The organism is Pseudideonella sakaiensis, from assembly GCF_048320135.1.
GTDB lineage: Bacteria > Pseudomonadota > Gammaproteobacteria > Burkholderiales > Burkholderiaceae_C > Ideonella_A > Ideonella_A sakaiensis_A.
Genome location: NZ_CP182947.1, coordinates 1,033,812 through 1,047,911, shown reverse-complemented (window position 1 = coordinate 1,047,911; position 14,100 = coordinate 1,033,812). Strand labels below are relative to the sequence as shown.

Sequence of the window (14,100 nt, the reverse complement as noted above, 5' to 3'; positions counted from 1 at the left end):
CGCCCGGACGAGCGGCAGCGCCGCTCAACTCGCTTTCAACTTGCTGAAATAGTCGCGGATGCGTTTTGCATTGGTGCCGAAATCGGCGCGGCCGACCCGCGACACCGATCGCACATCGATCCGGCTGCCGGCCTCGGAAGGCGCGACCCGGATCACGACGTCGTCCTTGAAGCCGAAATAGAAACTCGTCGCGGTTGCCTCGATGCGCAATTCGTCGGGCGCAATCGTCACGATCTCCCAGCCCATCGCGCCGGCCGCCCGTGCCGCGCGGTCGAAGCTTTTCTGCGGCGGCGTCGCCATCGTGAAGCTCTTGATCTCCGGATAGGCCTCGCGTTGCAGCCGGGCATTCTCGGCCGGGTAGTCGAGGCCATTCGGTGCGCCGCTGCGCAGCGGGACGATGTCGACGAATCGCGGCGGATCGGCGGTATCGGTGCTGATGTCGTGGATCGGCGGCAGGTCCGCGGTCGCGCGATAGAACAGCAACGGTGGCAAGACGACGAGCAAATTGACGAGCACTGCAAGCATTGCCGTGGCGGTGCCGCGCCGGCGCCCGCCGGGCAGCAGCAGTGCGACCGCCAGCAGGCCGATCACGGTGCCGCCGCCGGCAACCATCACCGCGCCAGCCAGCGTGCGCAGGCTGGTCGCGAGCGACCACCATTCGATGCGATAGGCCGGGCCGGCGAGCAGCGCGGCGGCCGCGCAGCCGAGCCCGATCGTCAGCGACAGACGCGCCAGCGCCTTGCCGTAGCGCTGGCGCGGTGTTGGCGGATCGGCGTCGTTCATCGGGTCAGGATCGTCGCGGCATGGCCGCGCGATCTTGCCAGATGTGACCGACGCTCCGCCGGGTCGTGACCTTCGCTTACTTTTGCGCGCTGCCGGTGGTCGCCGCCGGCGCCAGTGGTTCCGGCACCTGGTTGCGGATCGCCGGGATCGTGCGCAGGTAGGCGTAGATCGACTTCAGGTCGTCATCGGTGAAGTTGCGATAGACCTGCCACGGCATCGGCGGCAGGATGTCGCGGCCGCGCCCCTGGTGTTTGCCGGTGCGGATCGCATCGACGAAGTTGCGCTCGGTCCAGTCGCCGGTGCCGGTCTTGGCGTCCGGGGTCAGGTTCGCGGTAAAGCTGACGCCCCACGGTCCGGAGAACGCGGTATTGCTCGCCGCGGTGACGACCAGCCACGGCCCTTCGGGCAGTTTCGGTGCCGGCGGCAGCACCATGTCCTGCGGATGTCCGGACAACGCGCGCGTCATGTCCGGGCCCGGGCCGTCGGGGCCGACCACCCACGGCGTATGGCAGTCGTGGCAGCCCGATGTGCTGACGAGGTAGCGGCCGCGCTCGACCTTGCCACCTTTCGACTTTTCGGCCTTCGCCGGTCCGGCGGCGACCGCCGGGTCCGGCAAGGCGAGGCTCAGCGTCAGCGCGGCACAGGCCGACGCAAAAAAAGTGAACGGCAGGGCGGCTTCGAAAGAACGTCTCATGGTGTCTTCTCCTTGGTTGAAGTCGGTTGCGATTCGATCCAGCGCGCGATCAGATCGATCGCGTCGCTGTCGGCCAGTCGGGTGCCGATCGGCGGCATCTGCTGCAGCGGATTGCGCGTGCGCATGCGCTGCAGCAGCACACTCGCTGCGGCGTCGCCGGGTGCGACCAGCGCTGCCGACCCGACCTGTCCGGCCTTGCGGAACCGGGCGTCGGCACCAAGCAGCGAGCCCAGCACACGCTCGCGACTGGCATGCGCATCGGCCGTCGTCTGTGCCAGCAGCAGCTTGACGGGCGCCCGCGAGTCGGCATCGTTGTGGCAATGCCCGCAGTTGGCATGCAGATAGCCCAGTGCTGCACGTTCGGACGGCGTGTTGGCGGCGATGCGGGGTGGTTCGTCGAGCAGACGCTGCGGCAGCCCGCGCAACCAGCCGCGGGCTACGAGCGCGCGCAGGTCGACGGCAGCGAGGTCCGGCGCCGACACGTGCAGTGCGTTCGGATCCCGGTCCGCCGACAACTGCAGCGCCGAGAAACCGAGCACCGGCACTGCCGCACCTTCGTGACAGGCGCGGCAATCGGCCTGCGACGGCACCTGGTATTTGCCTCCGGGCGCGCCGTCGACGCTGAGCAGCGTCGGTCGCAGCGCCTTCGCAAGCAGCGCATCGCTGCCATCGGCTGTCCAGACGTAGGCGGCATAACGCCAGTCGCCGTTGGCCAGCCGTTCGATGAAGCGGGTTTCTACCGGACGGCCGGCAACCGAAAATTCCTTCCACAGCCGGGTGCCGCGTGGAAACTCCCAGGCGTCCGGCCGCGATGCATCGATCGAGGTGCCCGGCGGCAGCCAGATCCAGCGGCGCTTGCGTGCCGCATCGGACCACAAGCCGTACTGCGGCGTGAAGGGCAGGACAGTTCGGCGAACGGCATCTGCCGAGCGGCCGGCATACAGCCCGGTGTCAAACAGCGACTGCGGCAGTGGCGCGATCGCTGGCGCCGCGATACTGCCGCCGACGAGGGCAACGACCGCGGACAGGCCGAACATTGCGGTGACGACTCGCGCTGCATGTCTGCGGCGAGCGGCGCGCCAACCGGCCGGTCGGCGACCCCGGCCGGCGGCCATGCCGGACCTGGATTGACGATCGACCGTTGCTGACATCGCTGACCTGCCTGTTCTTCAGAGAATGGCGGTCAGTGTGCTTTTCCGGGGACTTGCGGGCATCGCCCGTGAGAGCCATCACCCGGGCGGCGCGCGGGCCATGCAGCATGCGCATGGCCAGGCCATGCCGGGGGCGGTTACCGAACCGCCGGACGCGCATCTGGAGACCTGCGGAACGATCAGTGCTGGCCGGTGGGGCGTGCGAGCGAGCGGGTCTCAGGCTGCAGCGACGATCCGGCGCAATGGCTGGTGTGGTGCCGGTTCAGAGTTCGGGGCTGTTGCCGCGTCCTTCGTCGGCATCGTCCGGATCCTGCGGTGCCAGCGGACCCTGGTCGGGTTCGACCGGATGCAGGCCCGGTTCGGGCTCGTCGGCCGGATCGGGATGTGGATGGTGGGGTTTGTGCGGCGGATGGGTGGCCTGAAGACTCTCGCAAACAGCAGCGGTGTCTGCCGATTCTGCACCCGGCGCCGCGTCGCGGTCAGTCGGTTGACTTGCCGGCCGCGCGTGCAATTGCTTCACGCGACTGCAGTTCACTGTTCAGTGACAGCTCCAGCGGCGCGCGGCACAAGCCGGCATGGCCATAACGCAGGTTTTCGTACAGCTCGGCGGTGGCCGGAAAATTGCCAAGTACCAGCTCGAGCGTTTCGTCGCCGTCGAAGCGGCCGAGTTCGTCGATCAGATGCCGCACCACCGACTGGTACTGGTGCGCACCGCCTGAGCGGACATCAACTTCGAGGCGCTCGAGCAGTCCGGCCAGCGTGACGAGAACACGCATGCGTTCGGGCAACTGGATGGTTCTGACGGTTTGCATGATGTGTCGGATCAGAATCTGCAACGGAGGTTCCCGCTGATACAGATCTGGGGCCGCCAGGCGCCAACTCAAGTCCCGCCATTTCATGCCGTGGGTCTGCCCAGCCACACTGCGGCAGCCGGCCCTTCCTTTTTTCTCAGCGCAATACCAGCACCGGAACCTCGCTGATGCGCAGCAGCGTCGTCGTCGTGCTGCCGACGATCAGCTGGCGCAGCCGCGAATGGCCATAGGCGCCGATCACCAGCAGGTCGGCTGAATGGCTGTCGACAAGCCGCGGAATCACCGTTTCCACATCGCCGTTGACCAATTCGGTGGCGACGTCGAAACCGGCGTCCTGCAGCGTCCGCTTTGCTTCGCCGAGTTGCTGCACGGCCTGCGGCGTCGAATGGCCGGCCATGGCCAGCAACACCGGCAGCCCGGCCAGCAAGGGGCTGGCGGCAACCATCGTGACCGCCTTTTTTGCAGTCGGACTGCCGTCGAAGGCGATCAGAAAACGTTGTGGCGCAACAAAGCGGCTGCCGGTGGCAACCAGCGCCGGGCGCGCGACCGAGCGGATCACGCGCTCGACGTGGTGATCGAGGTGCAGCCGCGCCGCGCCACTGGAGCGGAAATGTTCACCCAGCACGAACAGCCGCGCCGCCGGCTCGAGTTCGAGCACGGTATCGATCAGTTCGCCGTGGCGGAGCCGCTCGTCGATGCGCGACAACCCGGCCGATTCAGCACGTTGCCGTGCCGCGGCGAGCAATTGCCGGCCGCTCTCCTGGGCCAGCCGACCCTGCTTTTCGTCGAGTTCGCTGAGCGACTGCAGCAGCGATTCCTGTGCGCCCATGCCGAGCGCGCCGCTGTAGTCGCCCAGGTCGACCCGTTCCGGATGGCGCTCGAGCGCGTGCAGGAAGGCCAGTGGCGTGTCGAGCCGGCGTGCCGACCAGATCGCCCAATCGACGACGGTGGTGGTATTTGTCTGCCCGTCGATGCAGGCGACGACCTGGTCCATGGTGTTGCCTTTCTCAATGCATCAGATTTTCAACAGTATCGGGCTTGTCGTGCAACGCAAAGCGATCGACCATCGTCGCGCTGGCACTGTTCAGGCCGACCACCTCGACCGCCGTGCCTTCGCGGCGGAATTTCAGCACCACCTTGTCGAGTGCGCTGATCGCGGTGACGTCCCAGAAGTGGGCGCTGCCCAGATCGATGCGCACGCGTTCGACGACCTCCTTGAAATCGAAGCCGGCGACAAAGGCCTCGGCGGAGGCAAAGAATACCTGTCCGACGACCCGGTAGTCGCGTTGCCGGCCCTGGTCGACGCTCGCGCTGTCGATGCGCAGCACGCGGCCGACCTTGTGCGCAAAGAAGATGCCCGACAGCAGCACGCCGACAAATACGCCTTGCGCGAGATCGTGCGTCGCGACCGTCACGACGACGGTGGCCAGCATCACGATCGATGAACTCGGCGGGTATTCGCGCAGCTTGCGGATCGAGTCCCAGCTGAAGGTGCCGATGCTGACCATGATCATCACCGCGACCAGCGCCGCCATCGGGATCATGCTGACCCACGGTCCGAGAAAGACGACCAGGATCAGCAGGAACAGGCCGGCAACAAAGGTCGACAACCGGCCGCGGCCGCCCGATTTCACATTGATCACCGACTGGCCGATCATCGCGCAGCCGGCCATGCCACCGATCATGCCGGTGGCCAGATTGGACGCGCCCTGGCCGAAACATTCGCGCCGCTTGTCGCTTGGCGTATCGGTCAGTTCATCGACGATCGATGCCGTCATCATCGATTCGAGCAGGCCGACCACCGCCAGCGTCACCGAATACGGCAGGATGATGCGCAGCGTCTCGAGGTTGAACGGCACATCGGGAAACAGGAAGACCGGCAGGCTGTCGGGCAGATCGCCCATGTCGCCGACGGTGCGGATGTCGAGATCGAGCGCGACCGACACCAGCGTCAGCACGACGATCGTCACCAGCGGCGACGGCACCTGCCGGGTCAGCCTCGGCAGGCCGTAGATGATCGCGAGGCCCGCCGCGGTCATTGCGTAGACGACCCAGCTGACGTTGGTCAGCTCCGGCAATTGCGCGAGAAAGATCAGGATCGCCAGCGCATTGACGAAGCCGGTGATCACCGAACGCGAAACGAAGCGCATCAGCAGGTTCAGGCGCAGCGCACCCGCTGCGACCTGCAACACGCCGGTCAGCAGCGTTGCGGCAAACAGGTATTGCAGGCCGTGGTCCTTCACCAGCGTCACCATCACCAGCGCCATCGCGCCGGTGGCGGCCGAGATCATGCCCGGCCGGCCGCCGACGATGGCCGAGACGACAGCGATGCTGAACGAGGCATACAGGCCGACCTTCGGATCGACGCCGGCAATGATCGAAAATGCGATCGCCTCTGGAATCAATGCCAAGGCGACGACGAGTCCGGCCAGCAGATCGCCACGGACATTTGCCAGCCATTGCTGGCGCAGGTTGTCTAGATTCATCGGAGGGTGTGCCGCGCCGCCGCATGCGGATGCGGCGCGCCGGTTGGTGAGGGGTGGGCGGCAAGAAGGCGGGTCTGCCGTCTCTCGATGCGCAACGTGTAAATGCCGTCGCCCCCGACGCGTGGGTCGGGAAGCCGATGCTGCACTGCAACATTGTAGATGCTGGGGCCGATTGGACCAAGCGTGTCGGGCGCGCCGCCCGGTCTTCAGAAAATTGCAATGCTGCATCGCAGCACGTTGCTCGGTCGTATGGTGTTCGCCAACTAGACTCTGTCAGGGCAGCGAATGGCGGCCCGTCAATCCAACACACACCGATGCGAACGCTTTTCCTGTTTCTGATTGCCGCCGCCGGATTTGCCGGTTCGGTTGCCTGGGCCGATGACCAGGCCGCTGCCGGCTTCGACCTATCCGGGCTGCTCTGCCTGCTCGCCTGAGACGTTGCGATGAAGCTGCTGATCGAGATGGTGCTGACGCTTGCCTTGTTTGCAGCCTGGACAGCGATTGCGTTGACCGCGAGCAATGCAACCCGCAACGACAACGGCGCGGCGGTGCCGGCAGCCGCCACGCCGTCCACGGCGGCCTTGCCGCTCGATCGGCCGCGGCTGCGGTCGGCTTGAGTGCCGTTGCAGGCCGGCCGGGAGCCTCGCTTGCCAAGAGCTCATCAAAGGAGTTCTTGATGACCTCAGTATCGAGATTGGCAATCGTTGCGCCGGTGCCGCGGCCTTGTGCCGGGCAGCCGGTCGAAATCCCGACGCCGCAACCGGACGATGTGCCTCTGCCGCCGGCGCCGCACCCGCCGCCGCCGGGCCCCGAACCGGTTCCGCCGGAGATCGAGGAGCCGCCGTTGTCGCCCGGCACCGACGAACCGGTCGAGGATCCGGGCCCGCCAGCGAACCCGATCCGGGCCCGCGGCAAGCGAACGCCCGGCTTCGGCACTGACGTCGACCGGCACTTCGCGGCCGATGACGATGGCCTCGCGCAGGCCCAGCGGCTGCGTGCCGTCGGCCGCCTGTGCAGCGGCATCTCGCAGGAGTTCAATACGCTGCTGCAGTCGCTTCGCCATTCGCTGGAACTGATTCGCCGCCATGCCGACGACGTCGACCAGGTGCAGTTGCACGCCGACCGGGCGCTGATGGTCGCCGCCAACGGCAGCCGGATGACGGCCCAACTGATCGAGTTCTGCGGCGTCCAGCGTGCCTCGTTGCGGCCGACCCAGCTGGCCGGACTGCTGGCTGCGCGTGCCGATTGGCAGCAACTGGTCGGGCCCGAAATCCGCATCGAGATGGTCGGATTTCACGACGCCGGCTGGGTGCTCGCGGTGCCTGATCGTCTGCGCGCGGCACTGGCCAACCTGATCGTCAATGCCGGCGAGGCGATGCGCGATGGCGGCGCCGTGGTGGTCCGCTGCGAGCGGCGGCGAATCGAGAATGACGCGGAATTGCCGAGCGGTGCCTATGTGCAGATCGCCGTCGAGGACCAGGGGCCCGGCATCGCTCCGTCATTGCGTGACTTCGTCTGCGAGCCATTCCTGACGACCAAGAAGGTCGGCGACGGCCCCGGTCTCGGGTTGTCCCAGGTCTACGGTTTTGCCCGCCACTGCGGCGGCGCAGTGCGCATCGCCGAGACGGCGCACGGCCGGGGTGCAAGCGTCAGGCTGCTGCTGCCGGCCACGCCGGGGCCGGGCGACGGTCTGCGCCACTAGCGCTCAAACGGCGCGCACATGCGCCTTATCGGACTCGTCCGACGTCACTGCGGGCCGCCGTCCGGTACGGGCAAAATGCATGCCCGCCACAATACCGGCATGGTTTCAAAGAAGCACGCGATGCTGGATGGAGACCGCCGGCTGGCAACTGCGCCGAGCCGGCACGGCGTCGCGGTTCGCAACGAGTTTGTCAACCCGCCGCCATGACCCATGCCCTGATCGTCGACGACGACGTCGATTCAGCCGAGACCCTGCGCGCGCTGGTTGCCGCCAGCGGGTATACCGTCGCCGTCGCCCATACGCTTCGCGATGCGCGGCGGCAGATTGCACTGCAGCAGCCCGATCTGATCCTGCTCGACCTGCAGTTGCCCGACGGCAGCGGCATGGAGTTGTGCGCCGACCCCGAACTGATCGCCAATTCGGAGGTGGTGCTGGTGACCGGCCATGCCAGCCTCGAGACCTCGATCCAGGCGCTGCGGCTCGGCGCTGCCGACTACCTCGTCAAGCCGATCGATGCGGGCCACCTGCGCGCGGTGTTGTCGCGTTTCATGAAGCCGTCGGCACTGAAGGCCGAGGTTGCCGGCTTGTCGGCAAAGGTTGCGCCCGACGGGCACTTCGGTCATCTGTGGGGGCGAGCCGACTCGATGGTCGCCGTCTACAACAAGATCTCGCGCGTTGCCGGTACCGGCGTCACGGTGCTGATCACCGGCGAGAGCGGTACCGGCAAGGAACTGGTCGCGCAGACCGTCCACGATCTGAGCCGCCGCCGCCAGCAGCCGTTTCTGGCCGTCAATTGCGGCGCGATTTCGCCAAACCTGATCGAAAGCGAGATCTTCGGCCACGAGAAGGGCAGCTTCACCGGCGCCGAGCGGCAGCACCAGGGCTTTTTCGAGCGCGCCAGTGGCGGTACGCTGTTTCTCGACGAGATCACCGAAATGCCGCCGGACCTGCAGGTCAAGCTGTTGCGTGTGCTCGAGACCGGCCGCTACATGCGGGTCGGCTCGACGCAGATGCTGGATGCCGATGTCCGGCTGATCGCGGCGACCAACCGCCGGCTCGCCGACGCGGTGAAGTCCGGCAAATTGCGCGAGGACCTGCTGTATCGGCTGAATGTCTTTCCGATCGAGCTGCCGCCGTTGCGCGAGCGGATGGACGATGTGGAACTGCTGGCCGGCCATTTCCTGACCGCGATCGGCCAGGCCGAGGGCGAGACCAAACGGCTGGGCCCGCAGGCGCTGGTGCAGTTGCGTGGCTATGACTGGCCCGGCAACGTGCGCGAGCTGCGCAACGTCGTGCAGCGCGCCTATGTGATGGCCGCCGGCGAGGTGATCGACGAATGCTGGCTGCCCGTCGCCGGCAACGGCGCGGCATCGGCCGCCGCACTGAACGGGCTGGACAGCACAGGCGCTGCGCCGCAACCATCCGCCGACGACGCGATCGTGTTGCCGGTCGGAACGTCGATGGCGGAGGCCGAGCGGCGGTTGATTCTCGCCACGCTGCGCCACTTCCACCATCACAAGGAGCGCACCGCGGCGACCCTCGGCATCAGCCTGAAGACCTTGTACAACCGATTGAAGGACTATGCCGCGGTCGATGGCGAGGAGGCGCGTCCAACCGAGGATCTGGCTGCCAGCGAAGGCCGCCGTTGAGCCGCCTCGATCGGTTCAAGCGGTGGCGCGGGCCGGTGCCGGCGGCTGCGGCGCCTGCTGCAGCCAGTGATCAAGCCGGGTCAGGCTGTGCAGCAGCAGGATCGGCTTGATCCAGACCTCGCAGAAACCGCTGCCCTGAGGCTCGAAGTCACGCTCGCCGGTGATTGCAATGGCCGGAATATCGTGCCAGCCGAACCGTTGCCTGAGCGTGTGCAACACCTGCCTGCCGTCGCTTCCGCCAGCCAGGTTCAGATCGAGCAGCAGCAGTTGCGGCGCAAGCCGAGGCGCCACCGTCAGTGCTTCTGCCTCGCTGCACGCGGTGACCAGCCGCAGGTTCGGTCGCTGCTCGAACAGCGCCTCCATCAGCAGCAGGCTGAATTCCTCGTCATCGATATACAGCACTTCGCGACGGTGGAGGGCGGCAGGGTGGCTTGTTGGCATGGCAGGCGAATCCGTTTGCTGTCCACTGGCAAACGGCGTTCCTGCTGCCGCGATGCGTTGCGCAGATTTCCGGAACGTTCGGCCGCCGATCCCGCTCCAAGCCGATCATTTCTGATTTACAGGAGCGCAGCGATGCAGGACAAGGCACATGCACGGAGTTTCGGCGTCTTCAAGCCGGTCGGATACCTGGTGGTCTCGTTTCCGGAGGCCGGACAACTCGACCAGGCGTTCGAGCAACTTGCCGAACAGGGGTTCGAGACCGACGGCATCAACCGCTATACCGACCGCGAGATGCTCGAGCAGATCGACGCCGACCTGGCCGGTGCCGGCGCGCTGGCGTCGGTCGGGCAGGAGATGAACCTGGTCAAGGCGCACCGCGCATTGGCCGAACAGGGTTATCACTGGCTCGTGATCCCGGCCAAGGACCGCAAACACGCCGAGCGCATCGCCGAATGTGCCAATGCCTGCGGCGCCGAGCGGGCGCAGTTCTACGGCCGCTTCATCGTCGAGGAACTGATCGAACATGCCGGCGACCAGAGCCAGGTGGCCGAGTCGCCGGATCGCGAGCTCGATTCGCAGACGCCCTCGGGCAGCGAGGCCGAGAGGGCGCGGATCCGGCGTGGCCAGGGCGCTGCACCGCATTGAGCGACGAAGGAGTTGAACCGATGGCAGATCGCAAAAAAACCGTCGAGAAGCAGCGCGAGATCCAGCAGCAGCAGGATCGCCGCGATGCCGACAAGCAGAAAAAGGGGGCGAAGGGCGGCGGCTCCGACGATGCCGCGGTGCAGGCCGGCGCGCGCCCGCAACCTAAGGATTTTCCGGCCCAGCATCTGCAGAAGTCTGGCAGCGAGGCCGACCTGGAGCTGGCGCCGCGCTACCTGGCGCCCGACTACAAGGGCAGCGGCAAGCTGGAAGGATTTGCCGCACTCATTACCGGTGCCGATTCGGGCATCGGCCGTGCGGTCGCGGTGCTGTTCGCACGTGAAGGGGCGGACGTCGCGATCGCCTATCTGTCGTCGACCGAGGATGCCGAGGAGACCGCGCGCCGGGTCGAGGCCGAGGGTCGCCGAAGCCTGCTGCTGCAGGGCGATGTGAAGGACGCCAAATGGTGCGAGCAGGCGGTGCAGCGCACTGTCGATACGTTTGGCCGGCTCGATGTGCTGGTCAACAACGCCGCCTTCCAGGAACATGCGGAGTCGCTTGAAGCACTCGATGACCGCCGCATCATGGAAACCTTCGACACCAACATCGGCGGTTATTTCAGGATGGCACGGGCTGCATTGCCGCATCTGAAACAGGGCGCGTCGATCATCAACACCGGCTCGGTCACCGGGCTGCGTGGCAGTGCGAAGCTGCTCGACTATTCGGCGACCAAGGGCGCGATCCATGCGTTCACGAAGGCGCTCGCCAGCAATCTGATCGAGCGCGGCATCCGCGTCAATGCGATCGCGCCGGGCCCGGTCTGGACGCCGTTGAACCCGGCCGATCGACAGGCCGAAGACGTCGCGACCTTTGGCCAGGGCAGCGACATGAAACGCGCCGCGCAGCCGGAGGAACTGTCGCCGGCCTATGTCTTTCTCGCATCACCGGTCTGTTCCGGCTATATCACCGGCATCGTGCTGCCGGTGACCGGCAGCGTCGGCGCGATCTGATTGGCTGGCCTGCTCATCTGCGGCATGCTCGGGGCTGACGCAGCGAAAGGACAGACGATGAACCAGATCCGACGTGACAGTCTCGGCGAGGTGCAGATCCAGGCCGGTGCGCTGTGGGGCGCACAGACCCAGCGGGCGGTGGCCCATTTTGCGATTGGTGGCGAGCGGATGCCGATCGAACTGATCCACGCGCTGGCGCGCATCAAGGGTTGCTGTGCCGTCGTCAACGGCCGCCTTGGCCGGCTCGACCCGAAACTCGCCGCGGCCATCGACGCCGCAGCGCAGCAGGTCTGCTCGGGCCGTCATGACGAGCAGTTTCCGTTGTCGATCTGGCAATCGGGTTCCGGCACGCAAAGCCACATGAATGTCAACGAGGTGCTGGCGACGCTGGCGTCGCTCGAACTCGGCGACCGCACCGTCCATCCGAACGACGACGTCAACCTCGGCCAGTCGTCGAACGACATGGTGCCGAGCGCCATCCATCTGGCGACGCTGACCGCGCTGCACGAGCGGTTGTTTCCGCCGCTCGAGCGCCTGTGCGAGACGATCGCCGACAAGGCCCGGCAGCACGACGGCCTGATCAAGCTCGGCCGCACCCACCTGCAGGATGCGGTGCCGCTGACGGTGGGCCAGGAGATGGCCGCGTGGCGCAGCCAGCTGCTGCTTGCGCGGGCCAGCCTCGATGCCTCGCTGCCGGCGCTGCAGGCTCTGGCCGTCGGCGGCACGGCGGTCGGCACCGGGCTCAATACCCATGCCGATTTCGGCACCTGGGTCTGCCGGGAGCTGTCGGCCCGCACCGGCTTCGACCTGGTCTGCGCCGCCGACCGCTTTGCCGCGCTGGCCGGCCACGAAGCGCTGGTCGCGGTGCACAGCGGTCTGAAGCTGCTGGCCGTCGCATTGAACAAGCTCGCCAACGATGTCAGGCTGCTCGGCTCGGGGCCGCGTGCCGGCCTTGGCGAACTGCTGCTGCCGGCCAACGAGCCCGGCAGTTCGATCATGCCGGGCAAGGTCAACCCGACGCAGTCGGAAGCGATGACGATGGTCGTCTGCCAGGTGCTCGGCAACGATGCCGCGCTGGCCTTCGGCGCGGCCTCCGGCCATCTGCAGCTCAACACCTTCAAGCCGCTGATCGCGAGCAACCTGCTGCGCAGCATCCGCCTGCTTGCCGATGCGATGGATTCGTTCGACCGCCACTGCATGCGCGGCATCGAAGCCGATCCGCGGCGCATCGAGGCCTTGCTGCAGGGCTCGCTGATGCTGGTCACTGCGCTGACGCCGCACATCGGCTACGACCGTGCGGCGGCGATCGCGCACCGCGCCCATGCCGAGCACAGTTCGCTGCGCGATGCGGCGATTGCCGAAGGCATCGCCGCCGACGATTTCGACCGCTGGGTGCGACCGGAGATGATGGTCGGCAGCCTGTCGCCCGCGCCGACCTGAGCAACCGCCTCGCCGATCAGGCCTTGCGGCTGCGCAGCTGCCGGTGCAGCGCGTCGATCAACTGCTCGGCCGAGCACGGCTTGCGCAGCACGGTGAAATCGGCGGCCTGTCCGAGCGCGGTGCTGTAGGCGGTGATCAGCACCACCGGCAATTGCGGGCGCAGCATGCGGATGCGGTGCGCCAGTTCGACGCCGTCGATACCGCCGGGCATCACGATGTCGGACAACACCAGATCGAGGTCGGGTTGTGCGGCGATCAGGTCGAGCGCACGTTCCGCGTTGGCCGCATGGCTGACGTGCAGGCCGTGGGTCGCGAGCAGCGCGGCTGTCACGTCGGCCAGTTCGTGGTTGTCCTCGACCAGCAGCAGCCGCGCGCCGGCCAGCTGGCCGGCCGCTACCGTTGCGGGCGCGGCGCTGCATCGCACAGGCGGGTCCGCGGCGGCCGCTGGCGGAAGTGTCGGCAGCAGCATCGTGACCGAGGTGCCGAGGCCGGCCGTGCAGGCGAGTTCGACATGGCCATCGACCGAGTCGCAGAAGGCCTTGACGCGGCTGAGCCCGAGCCCGCTGGCGCCACGCGCCGCGCGCGTCGTGACATAGGGTTCAAAGGCGCGCCGGGCCAGCTTGTCGGGCATGCCGGGTCCGTCGTCGCTGACGCTGACCAGCACCATCGCGCGGTCCGGCGCCATCGCGCCGGCGGTGAGGTCGGCTGGCTCGGCATTGCGGACGTCGATCCACAATTGACCGCCGCCCGGCATCGCCTCGCGGGCATTCAGCAGCAGCGACAACAGCGCCAGTTCGAATTCGCCACTGGTGACCGCCACCGGCTGGGTGTCGGCGGCGATCCGCATCTGCACGTCGATGCGCCGGCCCGCCACCGCGAGGATCAGATCGCGCATTGCAGCCAGTGCCGCCGGCAGGTCGACTGCGGTCGGCGCGGCCTGCGTGCCGGCGTGGGCAAGCGTCAGCAATTGCGAGGTCAGCCGGCTTGCCCGGTCGACCGAACGCAGGCTTGCGGCCACTGCCGATCGGGCCTGCGGGTCGGCGACGATCTGCTGCAGCAGATGGCCGGCGTTGCTGATCACGCCGAGCAGGTTGTTCAGATCGTGGGCTATTCCCTCGTAGACCCGGCCCAGCATGTCGAAGCGGCGCAGCATGTCGAGTGCCTGTTCGGCCTGCTGGTAGCGGCGCACGGCCTGCTCGAGCGGGTCGTCCGGCTTGCCTGCGGGTCGTTGCCGGGTGGCCATCGGTGGTCAGCTGGTCCGCCGCCGAGTGCGACAGACCAGGGCAGGAG

General features: G+C 67.1%; 14 protein-coding genes. 6 read left to right on the top strand and 8 right to left on the bottom strand.

Annotation, left to right across the window (positions count from 1 at the left end):
- Positions 1–24 precede the first annotated feature (24 nt).
- From ACNH6H_RS04595 to ACNH6H_RS04570, 6 genes are all read right to left on the bottom strand, one after another.
- Positions 25–783 carry a DUF1499 domain-containing protein gene (locus ACNH6H_RS04595; RefSeq protein WP_418316025.1) on the bottom strand — a complete coding sequence of 253 codons (759 nt, stop codon included), beginning with the start codon at positions 781–783 and terminating at the stop codon, positions 25–27.
- Positions 784–859: 76 nt separating this feature from the next.
- Positions 860–1,477, bottom strand: coding sequence for a diheme cytochrome c-553 (locus ACNH6H_RS04590; RefSeq protein WP_418316024.1), 618 nt, complete (start codon positions 1,475–1,477; stop codon positions 860–862).
- A complete protein-coding gene (locus ACNH6H_RS04585; RefSeq protein ID WP_418316023.1) occupies positions 1,474–2,514 on the bottom strand; it encodes a hypothetical protein in 1,041 nt (346 codons plus the stop codon). The genes ACNH6H_RS04590 and ACNH6H_RS04585 overlap by 4 nt, the downstream gene beginning before the upstream one ends.
- A gap of 593 nt (positions 2,515–3,107) precedes the next feature.
- On the bottom strand, positions 3,108–3,440 hold the full coding sequence (locus ACNH6H_RS04580; RefSeq protein WP_418316021.1) for a hypothetical protein: 333 nt from the start codon (positions 3,438–3,440) through the stop codon (positions 3,108–3,110).
- A gap of 136 nt (positions 3,441–3,576) precedes the next feature.
- Positions 3,577–4,434 (bottom strand): universal stress protein, encoded by an 858-nt coding sequence (locus tag ACNH6H_RS04575; RefSeq protein WP_418316020.1) that lies wholly within the window; start codon positions 4,432–4,434, stop codon positions 3,577–3,579.
- Positions 4,435–4,447: 13 nt separating this feature from the next.
- Complete coding sequence (locus ACNH6H_RS04570) at positions 4,448–5,926, bottom strand: SulP family inorganic anion transporter (RefSeq protein ID WP_418316018.1); 1,479 nt, start codon at positions 5,924–5,926, stop codon at positions 4,448–4,450.
- Between the two features lie 443 nt (positions 5,927–6,369).
- On the opposite strand from ACNH6H_RS04570, the gene ACNH6H_RS04565 reads away from it, so the two are divergent.
- The 3 genes from ACNH6H_RS04565 (at position 6,370) to ACNH6H_RS04555 (ending at position 9,277) form a co-directional block, all read left to right on the top strand.
- The gene (locus ACNH6H_RS04565; RefSeq protein ID WP_418316016.1) at positions 6,370–6,543 is read left to right on the top strand and encodes a hypothetical protein; all 174 of its coding nucleotides are present in this window, start codon (positions 6,370–6,372) and stop codon (positions 6,541–6,543) included.
- Between the two features lie 59 nt (positions 6,544–6,602).
- Positions 6,603–7,628 (top strand): ATP-binding protein, encoded by a 1,026-nt coding sequence (locus ACNH6H_RS04560; RefSeq protein WP_418316015.1) that lies wholly within the window; start codon positions 6,603–6,605, stop codon positions 7,626–7,628.
- A 203-nt stretch (positions 7,629–7,831) separates the two neighbouring features.
- Positions 7,832–9,277, top strand: coding sequence for a sigma-54-dependent transcriptional regulator (locus tag ACNH6H_RS04555; protein WP_418316013.1), 1,446 nt, complete (start codon positions 7,832–7,834; stop codon positions 9,275–9,277).
- Positions 9,278–9,292: 15 nt separating this feature from the next.
- On the opposite strand, the gene ACNH6H_RS04550 is transcribed toward ACNH6H_RS04555, so the two are convergent.
- On the bottom strand, positions 9,293–9,718 hold the full coding sequence (locus ACNH6H_RS04550; protein ID WP_418316011.1) for a response regulator: 426 nt from the start codon (positions 9,716–9,718) through the stop codon (positions 9,293–9,295).
- A 132-nt stretch (positions 9,719–9,850) separates the two neighbouring features.
- On the opposite strand from ACNH6H_RS04550, the gene ACNH6H_RS04545 reads away from it, so the two are divergent.
- Genes ACNH6H_RS04545 through ACNH6H_RS04535 form a run of 3 tightly spaced genes read left to right on the top strand, consistent with a single transcriptional unit; the run spans position 9,851 to position 12,810 of the window.
- Positions 9,851–10,363, top strand: a complete 513-nt coding sequence (locus tag ACNH6H_RS04545; protein ID WP_418316009.1) for a hypothetical protein — start codon at positions 9,851–9,853, stop codon at positions 10,361–10,363.
- Between the two features lie 20 nt (positions 10,364–10,383).
- The gene (locus tag ACNH6H_RS04540; protein ID WP_418316007.1) at positions 10,384–11,370 is read left to right on the top strand and encodes an SDR family oxidoreductase; all 987 of its coding nucleotides are present in this window, start codon (positions 10,384–10,386) and stop codon (positions 11,368–11,370) included.
- A gap of 57 nt (positions 11,371–11,427) precedes the next feature.
- A complete protein-coding gene (locus ACNH6H_RS04535; protein ID WP_418316005.1) occupies positions 11,428–12,810 on the top strand; it encodes a class II fumarate hydratase in 1,383 nt (460 codons plus the stop codon).
- Between the two features lie 16 nt (positions 12,811–12,826).
- Here ACNH6H_RS04535 and ACNH6H_RS04530 read toward each other — a convergent pair whose 3' ends face one another.
- A complete protein-coding gene (locus ACNH6H_RS04530) occupies positions 12,827–14,053 on the bottom strand; it encodes a response regulator (protein ID WP_418316003.1) in 1,227 nt (408 codons plus the stop codon).
- Positions 14,054–14,100: the final 47 nt, after the last annotated feature.